This is a genomic window from Streptomyces sp. NPDC000345, from assembly GCF_042898825.1.
GTDB lineage: Bacteria > Actinomycetota > Actinomycetes > Streptomycetales > Streptomycetaceae > Streptomyces.
Genome location: NZ_JBIAZE010000027.1, coordinates 17175 through 39612 on the forward strand (window position 1 = coordinate 17175; position 22438 = coordinate 39612).

General features: G+C 72.9%; 1 protein-coding gene. It reads right to left on the reverse strand.

Translation table 11 applies throughout. The features are described 5' to 3' along the window. Nucleotides 1–70: 70 nt before the first annotated feature. Nucleotides 71–22369: an SDR family NAD(P)-dependent oxidoreductase gene (locus tag ACFY30_RS38625; RefSeq protein WP_390849830.1), complete on the reverse strand. Its 22299-nt coding sequence runs from the start codon at nt 22367–22369 to the stop codon at nt 71–73. Nucleotides 22370–22438 lie beyond the last annotated feature (69 nt).

A 22438-nucleotide genomic window follows, 5' to 3' on the forward strand; every position in this document is an offset into this window, starting at 1 on the left:
CCACTTCCTAGGAGGAGCCCCGAGGGGGTCCGGAGACGTCGGGTCCTGAGCGGTCCGGGGTCGGTCGGGGTCAGGAAATGCCCAGCTCTTTGTTGATGAGGTCGAACATCTCGTCGTCCGTCGCGGATTCGAGTCCGGTGGCGGCCGTCGTGGTGCCGTTCGTGCCGTCCGTGCCGCCCGTCCACCGGGTCAGCAGGTCCCGCAGCCGGGCGGTCACCTTGTCGTCGAGCGCGCCGTCGCTCTCCGCTCCGCCGGCCGCGCGGTGCGCCTCGGCCATGACGGACTCGAGCCTGTCGAGTTCCGCGAGGAGGACGTCGGCGGGTCGTTCGTCCTGTGGTGCGCACTGGTCCAGCAGGTGGCGGGCGAGGACCGCGGGCGTCGGGTAGCTGAAGATCAGCGTGGCCCGCAGGGTGAGTCCGGTGGCCGTACCGAGCCGGTTGCGCATCTCGACCGCGGTGAGCGAGTCGAAGCCCAGCGACTTGAACGGCCGGTCGGCGTCGACCGCTTCGGGGTCGGAGTGCCCGAGGACCGCCGCGGTGTGGGCGCGGACCAGGTCCAGAGCGGCCCGCTCCCGTTCCTCGGCGGGGAGCGGGCGCAGCTGCTCGGTGAACGACAGCCGCGTTTCGCTTCCGCCGTCCTGGGTGCCGCTCGCCGGGCCGGCGGTGTCCGCCGCGGCCCGCCGGACCGGGGTCCGGGCCAGCGCCTTGAGCAGGGCGGGGGGTTCGGCGCGGCGGCGTTCCAGCCCGGCCAGGTCGAGGCGGGTGGGCAGCAGCAGCGCCTGGTCGGCGGCGAGGGCCGCGTCGAACAGGGCGAGGCCCTCCTCCGCCGGGAGCGGGGCGAGGCCCATGCGGCCGATGCGCCGCAGGTCGGCGGCGCCGAGGGTGCCCGCCATGCCGGCGTCGGTCTCCCACAGGCCCCACGCCAGGGAGAGCGCGGGCAGCCCCTGGGCCCTGCGGTGCTGGGCCAGGGTGTCGAGGAAGGCGTTGGCGGCGGCGTAGTTGGCCTGTCCCTGGCTGCCGAAGGTGGCGGCCACGGAGGAGAAGAGGACGAACGCCGACAGGGGCAGGTCACGGGTCAGTTCGTGCAGGTTCCACGCGGCCTGTGCCTTCGGGCGCAGGACACGGTCGACGCGGTCGGGCGTCATGGCGTCGAGGATGCCGTCGTCGAGGATGCCGGCCGCGTGGACGACCGCGGTCAGCGGGCGCTCGGCGGGGATCGCCGCGAGCACGCCGGCCAGGGCGTTCCGGTCGGCGATGTCGCAGGCGGTGACGGTGACGGTGGCCCCCAGCCCGGTGAGTTCCGCGGTGAGCTCGGCGGCGCCCAGGGCGTCGGGGCCGCTGCGGCTGGTCAGCAGCAGATGGCGGACGCCGTGGCGGGTCACCAGGTGCCGGGCGAACAGACCGCCGAGTGTGCCGGTGCCGCCGGTGATCAGGACGGTGCCGTGGGGGCGGGGGTGCGCCGCGGGGCGACCGTGGTGGGCGGCCTCTCCGGTGTGTCCGGCGGTGACCGGGCCTTCGGCGTACTCGGTGTGTCCGGCGGTGAACAGGTGTCCGGCCGTGGCCGAGGCTCCGGTGCGTCCGGCGTCGGCCGGGGTGCGGGTGCGGGCGAGGTCGACGGGCAGCTCAGGGACGGTGAGGACGATCTTGCCGGTGTGCCGCGCCTGGCTGAGGTGGCGGAAGGCCTCGGGGGCCCGCCGTACGTCCCAGGTGGTGACCGGGAGCGGACGCAGTGCCCGCTGTTCGAACAGCGCGAGCACGGCCGTCAGCATCTCGGCGGTGTGGTCGGGGTCGACGTCCCTGAGGTCGAAGGCCTGGTAGGCCACGCCCTCGTGCTCGGCGGCGACGGTCTGCGCGTCGCGCAGGTCGGTCTTGCCCATCTCGATGAAGCGTCCGCCGCGGGGCAGCAGCCGGAACGACGCGTCGATGAGTTCCCGGGCCAGGGAGTTGAGGACGACGTCCATGCCCCGGCCGGAGGTCACCCGCAGGAACTTCGCCTCGAAGTCGGTGTCACGGGAGGACGCGATGTGGTCGTCGTCCAGCCCCATCGCCCGCAGCGTCCCCCACTTGGCGGGGGCCGCGGTGGCGAAGACCTCTGCGCCCAGGTGCCGGGCGAGCTGGACGGCGGCCATGCCGACGCCGCCGGTGCCCGCGTGGACCAGGACGGCCTCGCCGGGGCGCAGATCCGCGAGGTCCACCAGGCCGTGGTAGGCGCTGAGGAAGACGATGGGCGCCGCAGCGGCCTCGGTGAAGGACCAGTCGTCCGGCTGCCGTGTGAGCAGCCGGTGGTCGGTCACGGCGAGCGGGCCGTACGCCCCGGAGAAGAGTCCGAGCACCCGGTCGCCGGGGGTGAGGCCGGTGACGCCCGGGCCGGTCTCCAGGACCACGCCGGCCCCCTCGCGGCCGGGCACCTCGCGGTCGAGCATGCCCAGGCAGACGAGTACGTCGCGGAAGTTGACGCCGGTGGCCCGCATCGCCACCCGGACCTCGCCGGGGGCGAGCGGTCCGGTGACCTCGGGGCAGCCGACGAGGGCCAGGCTGTCGAGGGTGCCGGGCGTGGTGACGTCCAGCCGCCACACCGGCTCACCGGGCGGCGGGAGCAGTGCGCCGCCGGTGCCGGCCGGAGCCAGCCGGGGTACGAGAACGACATCGCCGCGCAGGGCGAGCTGCGGTTCACCGGAGGCGAGCGCGGGGGCCGGGTCGGTCCGGCCGTCGGCACCGCTGGTGCCTGCGGCGCCGGCAATGGCCTCGGTGGCGCCGGGGGCGTCGGGGGCGTCGGGGGCGTCGGGGGCCAGGTCGAGCAGGACCAGGCGTCCGGGGTGCTCCGACTGCGCGGAGCGGACGAGCCCCCAGACGGAGGCGGCCACCGGGTCGGTGAGCGCCCGGTCGCCGTCGGCGGGCACCGCGCCCCGGGTCACCAGCACCAGCCTGGCGGCACCGAAACGGTCGTCCGACAGCCAGTCCTGCACGAGGGAGAGGACGTGGTGCAGCAGCGTCCTGGTGGCGTCCACGGCCTCGGAGGCGAGGGTGCCGTCCGCGCCCAGCGGCGGGGCCGCTCCCCCGGTCCCGGAAGGGCCGCAGGCGACGAGCACCGCGCCCGGCAGTGGCGTTCCCGCGGCGACCGCCTCGGCCAGCGCCGTGACGTCCGGGTAGTGTCCGGCCGGCGCTTCGCCGAGCCCGGCGATCCCGGGTCCGACGACGGCCCACCGCGCGTCCCGGTCGGACAGGGGACCGGACGGTGCGGGCAGCGCGCTCCAGTCCACCCGGAACAGCGCGTCACGCGGCGCCGCCGCGCCGTCCGCGGCCGGAGCCGGCACGTCCCCGCTCAGCTCGCGCAGCGTCAGGGCGTCGACGCGGGCCACGTCACGGCCCTCGAAGTCGGCGACGGTGAGGGTGATCGTGTCCTCGTCCACGGGCGACAGCCGCACGCGTACGGCGGACGCGCCGACCGCGGTCAGCGAGGCGCCGCTCCAGGAGAACGGCAGCCGCACGCCGCCGCGGGCGCCTGCGTCGCCGGAGCCGTCCGCCGTGGCCCGGCCCGCGGCGAGCCAGGCGTGCAGCGCGGCGTCCAGCAGGGCCGGGTGCAGGCCGTGGCGCCCCGCCTCCTCCTGCTGGCCGGCGGGCAGCCCGACCTCGGCGTAGACGTCCTCGCCCTGGCGCCAGACGGCACGCAGGCCCTGGAACACGGGGCCGTAGGTGTATCCCTCGTCCGCGAGACGGTCGTAGAAGCCGTGCAGCGGGACGGAGTCGGCTTCCATGGGCGGCCAGGTCGCGAAGTGACCGGCGCCGTCGAGACCGTCCGCCTCGGCGGCGGGGTCCGGGTCTAGGATTCCGCCCGCGTGACGCACCCAGCCCCCGGCCCCGGTCCCGGCATGGACCTCGCCGTCGGTGGAGTCGGCCCGCGAGTGGACGGACACGGTCCGCCGTCCCGACTCGTCCGGGCCGCCGACGGCGACCTGGATCCGTACGGCGCCGTGTTCGGTGAGGACCAGCGGCGTCTCGAGGGTCAGGTCCGCCAGCCGGGTGCGGCCGGCGCGGAGGCCGGCCTGGAGCGCCAGTTCCAGGAAGCCGGTGCCCGGGAAGAGGACCGTGCCCGCCACGGCGTGGTCCCGCAGCCAGGGGTGGGTCCTGAGGGAGAGCCTGCCGGTGAGCAGGGCTCCGCCGCCTTCCGCCAGCGTGACCTCGGCGCCGAGCAGCGGGTGTCCGGCGGCGGTGAGCCCGAGCCCGGCCGCGTCACCGGCCGTGGCGCTCGGGGCACCCGGCCAGTAGCGCTGCCGCTGGAACGCGTACGTCGGCAGGTCGGCTCGGCATGCGCCGCTGCCCGCGAACACGGCCGGCCAGCGCGGTTCGGTGCCCCGGACGTACAGCTCGGCCACGGCGGTCAGGAGCGTCGCGAGTTCGTCGCGGTCCCTGCGCAGCGTGGGCACGAGGAGCGCCTGCTCGGCGGGGCCGGTGTGCGCCTCGGCCCGCGCCAGCGCGGTGAGCGTGCCGTCCGGCCCCAACTCCAGCCAGGTTGTGGCTCCTTCGGCCTCCACTCGGCGAACGGCGTCTGCGAACCGCACGGCGTGGCGGACGTGCCGAACCCAGTGGTCGGCCGTCATGAGGTCGTCGGCGTCGGCGAGGTCGCCGGTGAGCGCCGAGACGACGGTCAGCCGCGGACGACCGTAGGCGAGGCTCTCCGCGACCGTGCGGAACTCGGCGAGCATGGGCTCCATCAACGGGGAGTGGAAGGCGTGGCTGACCCGCAGCCGGGTGACCTTCCGGTCGAGGCCGCGGAAGTGCGCGGCGATCTCCTCGACGGCCGCCTCGGTGCCCGCGACCACGGTCGCCTCCGCACCGTTGACGGCGGCGATGCCGGCCTCGGTCTCGCGGCCCGCCAGCAGCGGCAGTACCTCGTCCTCGGACGCCTGGAGCGACACCATCGCCCCACCGGCCGGAAGCGCCTGCATCAGCCGGCCCCGCGCCGCCACCAGCCGGCACGCGTCCGCGAGGGACCACACGCCGGCGACATGGGCGGCGGCCAGCTCACCGACGGAGTGACCGAGCAGCACGTCCGGACGCACACCCCACGACTCCAGCAGCCGGAACAGGGCCACTTCCAGCGCGAACAGCGCGGGCTGGGCGTACTCCGTGCGGTCCAGCAGGCCGGCGTCGTCACCGAACACCACCTCCCGCAGCCCGAAGGGCAGTTCCGCGTCCACGGCGTCGAACGCCTCGGCGAAGACGGCATACGCCTCGTACAACTGCCTTCCCATGCCCAGCCGTTGTGAGCCCTGGCCCGCGAAGAGGAAGGCCGTACGGCTGCCACCGGCAACCGCCGTGCCGCTGATCACCTGTCCGACGCTCTGCTGCTCGGCCACGGCACGGAGCCCGGCCAGGGCCTGCTGCCGGTCGGCGGCCACCACTGCTGCCCGGTGCTCCAGCGCGGAACGCGTCGTCGCGAGGGACAGGGCGACGTCGTGGTGCGACAGCTCGGTGTCCGAGGCCAGGAGACTCCCCAGGCTTTCGGCCTGGGCCCGCAGGGCCGCGGGTTCGGCGGCGGAGAGGGGGATGAGGACGGCACGGCTGTTGGACTCGTCGATGTGGCTGTTGTCCTCGTCGGTCTCGTCGGCCGGGGCCTGTTCGAGGATGACGTGGGCGTTGGTGCCGCTGATGCCGAAGGACGAGACACCGGCACGGCGGGGCCGGTCGGCCGGCTGGGGCCACTCGGTGTTGTCGGTCAGCAGGGTGATCTCCCCCGCCGCCCAGTCGACGTGGGAGGAGGGCTCGTCCACGTGCAGGGTGCGCGGGAGTACTCCGTGCCGCATCGCCATCACCATCTTGATGACCCCGCCGACACCGGCCGCCGCCTGCGTGTGACCGATGTTCGACTTCAACGAGCCCAGCAGAAGCGGCTGTTCGCGGTCCTGGCCGTAGGTGGCCAGGAGTGCCTGGGCCTCGATCGGGTCGCCGAGCGGTGTGCCCGTACCGTGCGCCTCCACCGCATCCACATCGGCGGGCCGCAGACCGGCCCCCGCCAACGCCTGCCGGATCACCCGTTGCTGCGAGGGACCGTTGGGCGCGGTCAGACCGTTGGAGGCACCGTCCTGGTTGACGGCCGACCCCGCCACCACCGCCAGCACGCGATGCCCGTTGCGCCGCGCGTCCGACAACCGCTCCACCAGCAGCAGCCCCACACCCTCCGACCACGCCGTACCGTCCGCGCCCTTCGAGAACGCCTTGCACCGGCCGTCCACCGCAAGCCCCCGCTGCCGCGAGAACTCCACGAACGTGTCCGGCGTGGACATCACCGTCACACCACCGGCCAGCGCGAGATCGCACTCGCCGGAGCGCAGAGCCTGCGCCGCCAGATGCAACGCCACCAGCGACGACGAACACGCCGTATCGACCGTCACCGCAGGACCCTCGAAACCGAAGGTGTACGCGATACGCCCCGAAGCCACACTGCCGGTGTTCCCGGTCATGAGGTAACCGCCGGAGTCGAGCTCGCCCGAGCGGAGGACGGAGCCATAGTCCTGGGCCATGGCGCCGGCGAAGACACCGGTACGGCTGCCACGCAGCGCCGCCGGGTCGATCCCCGCCCGCTCCAGCACCTCCCACGACGTCTCCAGCAGCAGCCGCTGCTGCGGATCCATCGCCAACGCCTCACGCGGCGAGATACCGAAGAGCGTGGAATCGAACAGGGCGGCGTCGTAGAGGAATCCGCCCTCGCGGACGTAGGTGCGCCCAGGCGTGCCGGGCTCGGGGTCGTAGAGCCCGTCGAGGTCCCAGCCACGGTCGCCCGGGAACCCGCCGATCGCGTCGCCACCCTCGCTGACCAGTCGCCACAGGTCCTCGGGCGAGCCGACCCCGCCGGGGAACCTGCACGCCATGCCGACGATCACCACCGGATCGTCGGTCACACTCGTCGGCACGGGCAGTGTCGCGTCGACGGTGCCGGGGCCGCTGTCCTCCACCAGCTCCGTGAGCACGAAGCGGGCCACGTCGGCCGGGGTCGGGTAGTCGAAGACCAGGGTGGCGGGGAGCCTCATGCCGGTGGCCGCGTTCAGACGGTTGCGCAGCTCGACGGAGGTGAGCGAGTCGAAACCGAGGTCCTTGAACGTGTGTTCCGCCTCGACCTCCCGCGTCGAACCGTGCCCGAGCACGGAGGCGGCCTGCGCCGAGACGAAGCCCCGCAGGAAGCGCTCACGCTCGACCGCCGGAAGGCCGAGCAACTGCTGCCGCAGGCTCGTGGCCTCGCCGCCCGCACCGGTCCCGGCCCTGCGGCGGCCATGGCTGCGAACCAGGGCACGCAGCAGCGGGGACACGTCTTCCGGTGCCCGTCGGCGCAACGCCGTGATGTCCATGGCGACCGGCAGCACGGCGGCTCGTGCCAGGCCGGCGCCCAGCTCCAGCACCGTGTCCAGCAGTCCCAGGCCCCGCTCGGGAGAGAGCGGAAGCATCCCGCTCCGTGCCAAGCGCCGCAGGTCCGCCTCGGTCAGCTCGGCGGTCATGCCCGCGCCCGGTGCCCACGGGCCCCACGCCAGGGACACAACGGGCAGGCCGGCGGAGCGGCGGGTGGTGGCGAAGGCGTCCAGGAAGGCGTTGGCGGCGGCGTAGTTCGCCTGGCCCGCTCCGCCGAACGTACCGGCCACCGAGGAGAAGACCACGAACGCGGACAGGTCGGCGTCGCGCGTCAGCTCGTCCAAGTGTGCGACGGCATCGCTCTTGGGCCGCATGACGTGCGCGAGCCGGTCGGGGGTGAGGGAGGCGACCACACCGTCGTCGAGGACGCCAGCCGTGTGGATCACCGCGGTCAGCGGATGCGCGGCAGGGACACCTGCGAGGGCGGCGGCGAGCTGGTCACGGTCAGCCACGTCCAGCGCTGCGACCTCGACCTCGGCACCCAAGTCTTGTAGCCCAGCCACGAGTTCGGGTGCGCCTGGCGCTTCGAGGCCACGCCGGCTGGCCAGCAGCAGATGCCGCACGCCGTGCCCGGTCACCAGACGGCGCGCCACGAGCGCGCCCAGGCCACCCGTACCGCCGGTCACCAGGACGGTCCCCTCCGGGTCCAGCGGCGCCGGGACCGTCAGGACCACCTTGCCCACATGCCGCGCCTGCGACAGGTACCGGAACGCCTCCGGAGCACGCCGCACATCCCAGCACGTGACCGGCAGCGGCTCGAGCACCCCCGCCTCGAACAACACCACCAGCTCGGCCAGCATCCGGCCGATCCGCTCCGGCTCCACATCCATCAGATCGAACGCCTGATAAACCACCCCCGCGTGCTCGGCAGCCACCGCGTCCGGGTCCCGGATGTCGGTCTTGCCCATCTCCAGGAACCGGCCACCACGCGGCAGCAGACGCAGCGACGCATCCACGAACTCACCGGCCAACGAGTCCAGTACGACGTCCATGCCCCGGCCGGCCGTCGCCGCGAGGAACGCCGCCTCGAAGTCCGTGTCCCGCGAGGAGGCGATGTGCACCTCGTCCAGGCCGAGAGTCCGCAGGGTGTCCCACTTGCCGGCACTCGCCGTGCCGAACACCTCCGCACCCAGGTGCCGCGCCAACTGCACCGCGGCCATACCCACACCACCGGCCGCCGCATGCACCAGCACCGACTCCCCCGGCCGCACCCCACCCAGCTCCGTCAGCGCGTAATACGCCGTCAGGAACACCACCGGCGCCGACGCCGCCTGCGCGAACGACCAGCCCTCCGGAATCCGGGCCACCTTCCGCGCGTCCGCCACCGCCACCGGCCCGAACGAACCCGAGAACATGCCGAACACCCGGTCCCCCACGGCCAGCCCCGACACACCCGGGCCGACCTCGGTCACCACACCGGCTCCCTCGAGACCGAAGTCCCTCGCATCCCCCGGATACATGCCGAGCGCGTTCAGCACGTCACGGAAATTGACGCCCGCCGCCCGCACCGTGACACGAATGTGCTGTGCCGCAAGATCCTCCGAAGGAACGGCACGCAGCGCCAGGCCCTCCAGCGTGCCCTTCTCCACGACGTCCAGCCGCCATTCCGGCTGCCCCTCGGGCACGGTCAGAGCGGGAGCGGTCGCGGCGCGCACCAGCCGGGGCGCGTAGGCGGCACCGACACGCATTGCCAGCTCCGGCTCGCCCGCGGCGAGCGCCGCCGGCACCTGGGACCAGGACTCGTCCGTGCCGTCCAGGTCGAGCAGCGCGAACCGGTCCGCGGCCTCGGCACGTGCCGCGCGGACCAGGCCCCACACCGCCGCCAGGGCCGGATCGGGGGACGATTCGTCGACCGCCACGGCCCCTTCGGTCACGAACACGAGACGAGCGCCGTCGAACCGCTCCTCCTCCAGCCAGGCCTGGACGTGGGCCAGTACGGCGGCCGTGCTCTCGCGCGCGGCGTCGGCCGGGCCACCGGTCGGCCGCTGCACCCGCACCAGGACATCCGTCCCGGGCTCAACAGCCTTGTCGGGCAGTTCGGAGGGGAGGTCGGAGGGGTGCGCCGGGTCTTCCTTGGACGGCTCCAGCAGGACAGGAGTCCAGTCGGTCTGGAACAGGTGGTCGACGTGGCCGCTGTCCGCCGTCAGCAGGTCGCCGGACGGCGCCCGCAACACCAGCGACTCCACCGAGGCCACCAACCCGCCCGCCGGATCCGCCAGCTCCAACGCCACCGCGTCCGACCCCAGCACCTCCATCCGCACCCGCAACGCACGCGCACCCGACGCCCACCACGACACCCCGGACCACGAGAACGGCAACCGCGCCCGCCCGTCCCCGAACACCGACGTGAACATCACCGCGTGCAACGCCGCATCCACCAACGCCGGATGCGCCCCGAACCGCTCCGCAACCGACTCCTGCTCCTCCGGCAGCGCGACCTCGGCGAAAACCTCCTCCCCGCGCCGCCACACCCCACGCAGCCCCCGGAACACCGGACCGTACGACAACCCCAGCCCGGCGAACCGCTCGTACACACCCTCGACCGACTCCGCCACCGCACCCCGCGGCGGCCACACACCGAAATCGAAACCTTCGGCGGACGGGACGTCCGGAAGGACGGTCAGTGTCCCCGTCGCATGCAAGGTCCACGGGACGTCCTCGGGCAGGTCCTCCGGACGGGAGTGGATCTCCAGTGTGCGCCGGCCGGCATCGTCCGCCGCACCCACCCGCACCTGAACCCGGACCCCACCCCGCTCAGGCACCACCAACGGCGCCGCGATCGTCAGATCCTCCACCCCGTCACAACCAGCCTGCTCACCGGCCCGCAACGCCAACTCCAGGAAACCCGTCCCCGGAAACACCACCACACCCGCCACCACATGATCACGCAACCACTCCTGCGCCACCAACGACAACCGGCCCGTCAACAACAGACCGTCCCCACCGGCCAACTCCACCGCGGCACCCAACAACGGATGCCCGGCCGCGCCCAACCCCACCGCACCCAGATCCCTGGTGAAGAGCGCCGAGGCACCGGGCCAGAAGCGGCGTCGCTGGAAGGCGTAGGTCGGCAGGTCGACGAGCGTCGCGGCAGCGGTCGGACGGGCGAAGACAGCGGTCCAGTTGAGCGTGGCGCCTCGTACGAAGAGCTCCACTGCCGCGGAGAGGATCGAGTGGGTCTCGGAGCGGTCCTTGCGCAGGGTCGGGGTCAGCAGACGGCCGTCCGCGTCACCTTCGAGACTTCCCTGCGCCAGCGCGGTCAGCGTGCCGTCCGCACCCACCTCCACGAACCGCGACACACCCTGCCCGACCAGACACCGCACCGCATCGGCGAACCGCACCGGCCGACGCACATGCTCCACCCAGTACTCCGGCGAGGCCAACTCCTCAGCCGACGCGGCCGCCCCGGTGACGGTCGAGACGACCGGTATCCGCGGCTGCCCGTACGACAGACTCCCGGCCACCGCCCGGAAGTCCTCCAGCACCGGATCCATCAACGGGGAATGGAACGCGTGACTGACCCGCAGGGCTGTGACCTTGCGGCCCTGAGCACGGAAGCCGTCCGCGATCTCCTCGACGGCCTCCGCCGAACCCGAGATCACCACAGCTTGGGGTCCGTTGACCGCCGCGATACCCACCTCGTCACCGAGGAGGGGCAGCACCTCGTCCTCGGACGCCTGCACCGCCACCATCGCACCGCCCGACGGCAGGGCCTGCATCAGCCGGCCCCGCGCCACCACCAGACGACACGCGTCCGCCAGCGACCACACCCCGGCGACATGCGCGGCCGCGATCTCACCGATCGAATGACCGGCGAGCACGTCCGGGCGTACGCCCCACGACTCCAGCAGCCGGAACAGGGCCACTTCCAGCGCGAACAGGGCCGGTTGGGCGAACTCCGTCCGGTTCAGCCGGTCGGCGTCCTCACCGAACACCACCTCCCGCAGATCGAAGGGGAGTTCCGCATCCACGGCGTCGAAGGCCTCGGCGAAGACGGAATACGTGTCGTACAACTCCCGGCCCATCCGCAGGCGTTGCGAGCCCTGCCCCGCGAACAGGAACGCTGTGCGACCGCCGGTCTGCGCGGAGTTCCGGATGACATGGGGCTCGGTCCGGCCCTCCGCCACTGCGCGCAGAGCGTTGAGCAGCTCGTCCCGGTCGGCGGCCAGGACGACCGCGCGGTGCTCCAGGACAGTGCGTGTAGTGGCCAGCGCGACGGCGGCCTCGCTGAGGGAAAGGTCGGGTTGTGCCTCGACGAAGGCCGCCAGCCTCTCGGCCTGGGCCGGCAGTCCACCGCCGGCCGCGGACAGCACCCACGGCAGGACACGCGGGATCGCGTGCGCCTCGTCCGTTGCGACGGCCTCCGTGGGAGGAGCCTGTTCGAGGATGACGTGGGCGTTGGTGCCGCTGATGCCGAAGGACGAGACACCGGCTCGCCGCGAGCGACCCGTCTCGGGCCAGGCACGCTCCTCGGCGAGCAACTCGATCTCCCCGGCCGTCCAGTCGACGTGGGAGGAGGGCTCGTCCACGTGCAGGGTGCGCGGGAGTACTCCGTGCCGCATCGCCATCACCATCTTGATGACCCCGCCGACACCGGCCGCCGCCTGCGTGTGACCGATGTTCGACTTCAACGAGCCCAGCAGGAGCGGCTGTTCGCGGTCCTGGCCGTAGGTGGCCAGGAGTGCCTGGGCTTCGATCGGGTCGCCGAGCGGTGTGCCCGTACCGTGCGCCTCCACCGCATCCACATCGGCGGGGCGCAGACCGGCACCGGCCAGGGCCTGCCGGATCACCCGTTGCTGCGAGGGACCGTTGGGCGCGGTCAGGCCGTTGGAGGCGCCGTCCTGGTTGACGGCCGACCCCGCCACCACCGCCAGCACGCGATGCCCGTTGCGCCGCGCGTCCGACAACCGCTCCACCAGCAGCAGCCCCACACCCTCCGACCACGCCGTACCGTCCGCGCCGTCCGAGAACGCCTTGCACCGGCCGTCCACCGCAAGCCCCCGCTGCCGCGAGAACTCCACGAACGTGTCCGGCGTGGACATCACCGTCACACCACCGGCCAGCGCGAGATCGCACTCGCCGGAGCGCAGAGCCTGCGCCGCCAGATGCAACGCCACCAGCGACGACGAACACGCCGTATCGACCGTCACCGCAGGACCCTCGAAACCGAAGGTGTACGCGATACGCCCCGAAGCCACACTGCCGGTGTTCCCGGTCAGCAGGTAGCCGTCAGCGCCTTCGGAGGTGCCGCGCAGCGATGAGCCGTAGTCCTGGGCCATGGCGCCGGCGAAGACACCGGTACGGCTGCCACGCAAGGTCGCCGGGTCGATTCCCGCCCGCTCCAGCACCTCCCACGACGTCTCCAGCAGCAACCGCTGCTGCGGATCCATCGCCAACGCCTCACGCGGCGAGATACCGAACAACCCGGCATCGAACTCCGGCGCGCCGTAAAGGAAACCGCCCTCGCGGACGTAGGTACGACCGACCGTGCCGGGCTCGGGGTCGTAGAGCCCGTCGAGGTCCCAGCCACGGTCGCCCGGGAACGCGCCGATCGCGTCACCGCCCTCGCTCACCAGTCGCCACAGATCCTCGGGCGAGCCGACCCCGCCGGGGAACCTGCACGCCATGCCGACGATCACCACCGGATCGTCGGTCACACTCGCCGGCGCAGGCAGTACGTCGACGACCGCCTGCTCCTCTCCTCCCAGAAGCTCTGATCCGATGTGCCGGATCAGGGCGGTGGGCGTGGGGTAGTCGAAGATCAGGGTGGCGGGGAGCCTCATGCCGGTGGCGGCGTTCACACGGTTGCGGAGCTCCACCGAGGTCAACGAGTCGAAGCCCAGTTCCTTGAAAGTGTGGTCCACCTCGATGTCAGCGGCGGAGGCGTGGCCGAGCACGGCGGCCGCAGCGCCCTGGACCAGTTGGGACACGAGTCGCTCGCGGTCTGCCGGCGAAGCCGCCGTGAGCTGTGCCTTGAGATCCTGGCGCTGCGCTCCGTTGCCGATACCGGCCTCGGCCCTGCGACGGGCACGGATCCGCACCAGAGCACGCAGCACGGCGGGAACCTCCTCCGCCGCCCGGCGACGCAGCCCCGCGAGATCAAGGTCGACGGGCAGAACCGCTGCCCGCTCCAGCCCAGCGCCCTGCTGAAGGACCGCGTCCAGGAGGCCGAGGCCCCGGTCGGGGGCAAGCGGCACCATGCCACCGCGCGCCATGCGGCGCAGATCCCCCTCACCCAGGTCAGCGGTCATACCGGCTCCGGGAGCCCACGGACCCCAGCCGAGGGACATCGCGGGCAGTCCCGCAGTCCGACGGAACGACGCGAAAGCGTCCAGGAAGGCGTTGGCAGCCGAGTAGTTGGCCTGCCCCGCACCACCGAAGGTGCCCATGACCGAGGAGAAGACGACGAACGCGGAGAGGTCGGCGTCGCGGGTCAGCTCGTCCAAGTGCGCCACCGCGTCGACCTTCGGCCGCAGCACCTTCGCGAGCCGCTCCCCGGTGAGGGACGACACCACCCCGTCGTCGACGATGCCCGCCGTGTGCACCACGGCGGTCAGCGGATGCCCGTCGGGAACCGTGGCCAGCACGGCCGCCAACTGGTCACGCTCGGCGACATCAACCGCTGCCACCTCGACCTCGGCACCCAAGTCTTGTAGCTCAGCCACGAGTTCGGGTGCGCCTGGCGCTTCGAGGCCACGCCGGCTGGCCAGCAGCAGATGCCGCACGCCGTGCCCGGTCACCAGACGGCGCGCCACGAGCGCGCCCAGGCCACCCGTGCCACCGGTCACCAGGACGGTCCCCTCCGGGTCCAGCGGCGCCGGGACGGTCAGGACCACCTTGCCCACATGCCGCGCCTGCGACAGGTACCGGAACGCCTCCGGAGCCCTGCGTACGTCCCAGCAGGTGACCGGCAAGGGCTCGAGCACCCCCGCCTCGAACAACACCACCAGCTCGGCCAGCATCCGGCCGATCCGCTCCGGCTCCACATCCATCAGATCGAACGCCTGATAAACCACCCCCGCGTGCTCGGCAGCCACCGCGTCCGGGTCCCGGACATCGGTCTTGCCCATCTCCAGGAACCGGCCCCCACGCGGCAGCAGACGCAGCGACGCGTCCACGAACTCACCGGCCAGCGAGTCCAGTACGACGTCCATGCCCCGGCCACCGGTCGCCGCGAGGAACGCCGCCTCGAAGTCCGTGTCCCGCGAGGAGGCGATGTGCGCCTCGTCCAGGCCCAGAGTCCGCAGGGTGTCCCACTTGCCGGCACTCGCCGTGCCGAACACCTCCGCACCCAGATGCCGCGCCAACTGCACCGCGGCCATACCCACACCACCGGCCGCCGCATGCACCAGCACCGACTCCCCCGGCCGCACCCCACCCAGCTCCGTCAGCGCGTAATACGCCGTCAGGAACACCACCGGCGCCGACGCCGCCTGCGCGAACGACCAGCCCTCCGGAATCCGGGCCACCTTCCGCGCGTCCGCCACCGCCACCGGCCCGAACGAACCCGAGAACATGCCGAACACCCGGTCCCCCACGGCCAGCCCCGACACACCCGGGCCGACCTCGGTCACCACACCCGCACCCTCCAGACCGAAATCCCTCGCATCCCCCGGATACATGCCGAGCGCGTTCAACACATCACGGAAGTTCACACCCGCCGCACGCACCGCGATACGAACCTGCTGATCAGCCAGTTCGACCGAAGGAACGGCACGCAGCGCCAGCCCCTCCAGCGTCCCCTTCTCCACGACGTCCAGCCGCCACGCGGACTCGCCCGCCGGCGCCGCCAGCCCCGCACCGGACACCGCACGCACCAGACGCGGAACGAAGACCGTCCCTCCACGCACCGCCGCTTCCGGCTCACCGGAGGCCAGCGCACCACCCACCACGGCCCACGACTCGTCCGCACCGTCCACGTCGACCAGCACGAACCGCCCCGGATTCTCAGCCCGGGCCGACCTCAGCAGACCCCACACCGCCGACAGCACGGGATCGGCCGCCCCGCCGTCCCACGCCACCGCCCCCTCGGTGACAACCACCAGACGGCCACCCTCGAACCGTCGCTCCTCCGCCAGCCAGGCCCGTACCAGGTCGAGCGCGGCACGGGTGACGGCATGCGCGGCTGCCGGCTGACTGCCGTCGGGGCGCTCGATCCGCACCAGCACGTCACCGGCCGCGGCCCCGGTCGGTTCGGGGAGCCCGGTGTGGACCTCAGGGACCGATCCCGGGGCCGCCGGGATCCGCATCCAGTCGAGCTGGAACAGTCCGTCCCGGCCGGCGTCGGCCGGTGCGACCCCACTGGTCGCCTCGCGCAACACGAGTGAGTCCACCAAGGCCACCGCTGCGCCGGTCGGGTCCGCGAGTTCGAGCGTCACGGCGTCCGGTCCCGCCGGAGCCACGCGTACCCTCAGCGCACGCGCGCCCGAGGCCCGCAGCGACACACCGCGCCAGGAGAACGGCAGCCTGAGCGCGTTCTCGGCGCCGAACGTGCCCCGCAGGACGGCGTGCAGGACGGAGTCCAGCAGCGCGGGGTGCATCCCGAACCGGTCCGCAAGCTCCTCATGCGCCTCGGGGAGCGCGACCTCGGCGAAGATCTCCTCGCCGCGCCGCCACATGGCGCGCAGGCCTCGGAACACCGGGCCGTACGACAGACCCAGCCCGGCGAGACCCGCGTACGCGCCCTCGACCGGCTCCGCCACCGCGCCCCGGGGCGGCCACACACCCAGATCGGGATCGAACGCGCGATCCGGGCCTTCAGCCGCGGTCCCGCCGCTCACCACACCGGTGGCGTTGAGGGTCCACGGCTCGTCCTCCGTCGCCTCGCCCGGCCGGGAGAAGACACTGACGCCCCGGCGGCCCGACTCGTCCGGACCGTTGACCAGCAGCTGGACCCGCACACCACCGTGCTCGGGGAGCGCCAGCGGTACGGCGATCGTCAGTTCCTCCACCCGGTCGCACCCCACCTGGTCGGCCCCGCGAAGGACCATTTCCAGGAAGCCGGTGCCGGGGAACAGAACTGCGCCCGAGACCACATGGTCGCGCAGCCACGGGTGGCTCCGCAGCGACAGAAGCCCCGTGAAGACCACGCCTTCGGAGTCGGCCGGTGCCAGCGCCGCTCCGAGGAGGGGGTGGCCGGCGGCCGAGAGGCCGAGTCCTGAGAGGTCACCGTCGAACCTTTCCCCGGCCTTGGTGGGCCAGTAGCTCTTGCGCTGGAAGGCGTACGTCGGCAGGTCGACCGGGCGGGCCCCCGTACCGGCGAAGACCTCGGCCCACTCCGCATCACCGCCACGGGTGAACAGGCCGGCGACCGCGGCCAGCACCGCCTCGGCCTCCGGCCGGTCCTTGCGCAGGGAGGGAACGAGCAGCGGTCCGTCGGCGTCCACGTCCAGGCAGGCCTGTGCGAGCGCGGTCAGTGTGCCGTCCGGACCGAGTTCCACGAACCGCGAGACACCTTGGCCGGCGAGGGTGCGCACGGCGTCGCCGTAGCGGACCGCCTGGCGCACGTGGCGCACCCAGTAGTCGGGGGTCATGAGCCGCGCGGGCTCCGCGGTGGTCCCGGTGAGGGTGGAGACGAGGGCCAGGTGGGGTTCGCGGTAGGTCAGCGTCTCGGCCACGGCCCGGAAGTCGTCGAGCATCGGGTCCATCAGCGGGGAGTGGAAGGCGTGGCTGACCCGCAGCGGCGTGACCTTGCGGTCCCGGTCGCGGAAGTGGCCCGCGATCTCCTCGACGGCCTCCGCAGAACCCGAGATCACCACCGCCTGCGGTCCGTTGACCGCCGCGATACCCACCTCGTCACCGAGCAGAGGCAGCACCTCGTCCTCGGACGCCTGCACCGCCACCATCGCACCGCCCGACGGCAGGGCCTGCATCAGCCGACCCCGCGCCACCACCAGACGACACGCGTCCGCCAACGACCACACCCCGGCGACATGCGCGGCCGCGATCTCACCGATCGAATGACCGGCGAGCACGTCCGGACGCACGCCCCACGACTCCAGCAGCCGGAACAGGGCCACTTCCAGCGCGAACAGGGCCGGTTGGGCGAACTCCGTCCGGTTCAGCCGGTCGGCGTCCTCGCCGAACACCACCTCCCGCAGATCGAAGGGGAGTTCCGCGTCCACGGCATCGAAGGCCTCGGCGAAGACGGAATACGTGTCGTACAACTCCTGTCCCATTGCGAGGCGCTGGGAACCCTGGCCCGCGAAGAGCAGAGCCGTCTTCCCGGCCCGCGTCTGCCCACCCCGGATCAATCCCGGGACATCGGCACCTTCTGCCAGCGCACGCAGCCCCCTCAGCAAGTCGTCCCGGTCGGCGGCCAGTACGACCGCGCGGTGCTCCAGGACGGTGCGTGTGGTGGCCAGCGCGAGGGCGGCGTGAGGGAGCGAGAGGTCGGGCTGTGCCTCGACGAAGGCCGCCAGCCTCTCGGCCTGGGCCGGCAGTCCACCGCCGGCCGCCGACAGCACCCACGGCAGGACCCCCGGGACCGCCTGCGCCTCGTCCGTTGCGACGGCCTCCGTGGGAGGAGCCTGTTCGAGGATGACATGGGCGTTGGTGCCGCTGATGCCGAAGGACGAGACGCCCGCTCGCCGCGAGCGACCCGTCTCGGGCCACGCGCACTCCTCCGTCAGCAGTTCCACCGAACCCGCTGTCCAGTCGACGTGGGAGGAGGGCTCGTCCACGTGCAGGGTGCGCGGCAGTACTCCGTGCCGCATCGCCATCACCATCTTGATGACCCCGCCGACACCGGCCGCGGCCTGCGTGTGACCGATGTTCGACTTCAACGAGCCCAGCAGAAGCGGCTGTTCACGGTCCTGGCCGTAGGTGGCCAGGAGTGCCTGCGCCTCGATCGGGTCGCCGAGCGGTGTGCCCGTACCATGCGCCTCCACCGCATCCACATCGGCGGTCCGCAGACCTGCTCCCGCCAACGCCTGCCGGATCACCCGCTGCTGCGAGGGACCGTTGGGTGCGGTCAGACCGTTGGAGGCACCGTCCTGGTTGACCGCGCTGCCACGGACCACCGCCAGCACCCGGTGACCATTGCGCCGCGCGTCCGACAACCGCTCCACCAGCAGCAGCCCCACACCCTCCGACCACGCGGTGCCGTCCGCGCCGTCCGAGAACGCCTTGCACCGGCCGTCCACCGCAAGCCCCCGCTGCCGCGAGAACTCCACGAACATCTCCGGCCCCGCCATCACCGTCACACCACCGGCCAGCGCCAGATCGCACTCACCCGAACGCAGCGACTGCACCGCCAGGTGCAGGGCCACCAGCGACGACGAACATGCCGTATCGACCGTCACCGCGGGACCCTCGAAACCGAACGTGTACGCGATACGGCCCGAAGCCACGCTCAGGGTCGTGCCGGTGAGGACATAGCCGTCCGACTCCTCGGCGGCATCGCGCAGGCGTGCTCCGTAGCCCTGTTCCACAAGTCCGGCGAAGACACCGGTACGGCTGCCACGCAGCGCCGCCGGGTCGATCCCCGCCCGCTCCAGCACCTCCCACGACGTCTCCAGCAACAACCGCTGCTGCGGATCCATCGCCAACGCCTCACGCGGCGAGATACCGAACAACCCCGCGTCGAACTCGGAGGCATCATGGAGAAAGCCGCCCTCACGCACGTACACGCGGCCCGGAGTGCCGGGCTCCGCGTCGTAGAGGCCGTCGAGGTCCCAGCCGCGGTCGGACGGGAAGTCTCCGATCGCGTCCCCGCCCTCGCTCACCAGTCGCCACAGGTCGTCCGGCGAGCCCACCCCGCCAGGGAACCGGCAGGCCATACCGACGATCACCACCGGATCGTCGGTCACACGCGTGGGCGCGAGCGGAGCGGCTTCGGAAGCGACGGCGCCGGACAACTGCCCGTCCAGATAGCCGGCCACGGCTTCGGGGGTCGGGAAGTCGAACAGGAGGGAGGCGGGCAGGGGGAGGTCGGTCGCGGTCTTGAGGCGGTTGCGGAGGTCGACGGAGGTGAGGGAGTCGAAGCCCAGATCCTTGAAGGTGCGGCGGGGTTCGACCTGGTCCGCCGAGTCGTGGTCGAGGATGCTCGCGGCGTGCGTCCGGACCAGTTCCAGCAGGGCGCCCTGCCGGTCGCGTGGGGGCAGGCCGGCCAGGCCGTCGTGCAGCGGCGAGGTCGCTTCGGCGTCGTCCTCGGCTTCGGCGACGGTCCCGTCCTCGATGCCCGGAGCCGCCACGGACGCCACCGCGCCGTCCGAGGTCACCGGCTTGGCGGCGGCGTCCGGCAGCCAGTAGCGGCGACGCTGGAAGGCATAGGTCGGCAGTGGGGTACGGCGGGGGTGGTGTGCGGCGAAGAGGGGGGTCCAGTCGACGGGGAGGCCCCGGGTGTGCAGGGCCGCGAGGGCGGTGAAAAAGGCCGTCGCCTCGGAGCGGTCCTTGCGGACGGCGGGGACCGCGAACGCCTCTTCGTCGTCCAGGCTCTGCTCGGCCAGGGCCGTCAGGGTGCCGTCCGGGCCGAGTTCCAGGAAGCGTCGGGCGCCCTGTGCCTCCAGTGTCCGGATGCCGTCGGCGAACCGGACGGTACGGCGGACGTGCTGCGTCCAGTGGTCGGGGGACGCCAGTTCGTCGGCCGTCGCGAGACGGCCGGTGACGTCGGACACGAGGGGGAGGGTGGGCTGTCCGTACGAGACGCCGGCGAGTACGGCGCGGAACTCGTCGAGCATCGGCTCCATGAGCGGCGAGTGGAAGGCGTGACTGACGCGCAGGGCCGTCACCTTGCGGTCTCGGGCCCGGAAGTGGGCGCTCACCTCCTCCACGGCTTCGGCCGTGCCGGACACCACGACCGCGCGGGGGCCGTTGACCGCGGCGATGCCGACCTGGTCGTTCAGCAGCGGCAGCACCTCGTCCTCGGCCGCCTCCACGGCGGCCATCGCGCCGCCCGCGGGCAGGGCCTGCATCAGCCGTCCTCGGGCGACGACGACCCGGCACGCGTCGGCCAGGGACCAGACGCCGGCCACATGGGCCGCGGCGATCTCGCCCACGGAGTGGCCGAGGACGACGTCGGGGCGTACGCCGAAGGACTCGGCGAGACGGAAGAGGGCGACTTCGAGGGCGAAGAGCGCGGGCTGGGTGTACTCCGTCCGGTTCAGCCGCTCCGCGGTCGCGGTGTCGTCCTGCCCGCGGCCGAACACCACGTCCCGCAGACTGAACGGCAGTTCCCGGTCCACGGCGTCGAAGGCCTCGGCGAAGACGGGATACGTCTCGTACAACTCCCGACCCATGCCGAGGCGTTGGGAGCCCTGTCCCGCGAAGAGGAAGGCGGTGCGAGGGAGTTCAGCCACCCGGCCGGTGTCGGCGGCCCGGACCGTGTCGGCCGCCCTGCCGGTGACGACGTCGTTGGACGGGGTGCCGGCCGCGAGGGCGGTCAGGCCGCGCAGCAGTTCCTCGCGGTGCCTGCCGAGGACGACGGCGCGGTGTTCGAAGCGGGTCCTGGTCTCGGCCAGGGAGTAGGCCACGTCGGCCGGGTCCGCGGCGGGGTCGGTCTCCAGGCGGGTGAGCAGCCGGCGGGCCTGGCCGCGCAGCGCCTTGCGGGTCCGGGCGGAGATGATCCAGGGCAGCGGCAGGCGGGAGGCCTCGGGGGTGGCCGCGCCCGGCTCGGTGTGGGCCGTCGGTGTCCCGGCGTCGGGCGTCCCGGCGGACGCGGGGGTGGGCCATTCCTCCAGCACGACGTGGCAGTTGGTGCCGCCCATCCCGAAGGAGCTGACGCCCGCCCGCCGCGGGCCGTCCCGGCCGGGCCAGGGCTGGGGCGCGGTGACGACCCGCAGGTTGAGGGCGTCGAGCGGGATGGCGGGGTTCGGCTTCTCGAAGTTGAGGCTGGCGGGGATCCGCCCGTGGCTGAGGGAGAGGACGGTCTTGACGAGCCCGGCGACACCGGCCGCGCCCTCCAGGTGACCGATGTTGGTCTTGACGGAGCCGACGAGCAGGGGGGTGCCGTCGGTCCGGGCGCCGCCGACGACCGTGCCGAGCGCGGCGGCCTCGATCGGGTCGCCGAGCCGGGTGCCGGTGCCGTGCAGCTCGACGTACTGGACGTCGGCGGGGTGCACGGCGGCCTGGCGGTAGGCGAGGCGCAGCACTTCCTCCTGGGCCTCGCGCAGGGGTGCGGTCAGGCCGTCGCCGCCGCCGTCGTTGTTCGTGGCGCTGCCGCGGATGACGCAGTGGATGCGATCGCCGTCGGCGAGGGCCCGGGCGAGGGGCTTGAGGAGGACCAGGGCGCCGCCCTCACCGCGTACGTAGCCGTTGGCGCGTGCGTCGAAGGTGTAGCAGTGGCCGTCCGGGGAGAGGGCGCCGAAGCCGGCGGAGGCGAGGGCGCTGTCGGGGGCGAGGGTGAGGTTGACGCCGCCGGCCAGGGCGAGTTCGGACTCGCCGCGCCGCAGGCTCTCGCAGGCCAGGTGGACGGCGACGAGGGAGGAGGACTGGCCGGCGTCCACCGTCAGGCTGGGGCCGCGCAGGCCGAGGACGTAGGAGAGACGGTTGGCGATGATGCCTCGGTTGAGGCCGCTGAGGGTGTACCGGCCGACGGTCTCGGGGCCGAGGCGGCGGGCGAGGGAGGCGTAGTCGTCCCAGATGGCGCCGACGAAGACTCCGGTGCGGCTGCCGCGCAGCCGTGCGGGGACGACGGCTGCTTCTTCCAGGGCCTCCCAGCCGAGTTCGAGGACCAGGCGCTGCTGGGGGTCCATGGCCGTGGCCTCGCGCGGCGAGATGGCGAAGAAGCCGGGGTCGAAGCGGTCGACGCGGTCGAGGTAGGCGCCGCGCCGGACGGTCCCGGGGGCGGCCGGGTCGGGTGCGGCGAGCGCGTCCCGGCGGTCCTCGGGGGTCTCGGTGACGGCGCTTTCGCCCTCGGTCAGGAGGCGCCAGAAAGCGGCGGGGTCGGGTGCCTGGGGAAAGCGGCAGGACATTCCCACGACGGCTATGGCGTTCTCGAGTGCCTTCGCGTTCTCGGCTTCCGACGAGATACGGGCCGTTTCCCCCGGCAGGCGTTCAGGCCTCCGAATCGCGTCCCCTTCCCGGGTGTTCTCGGGTCC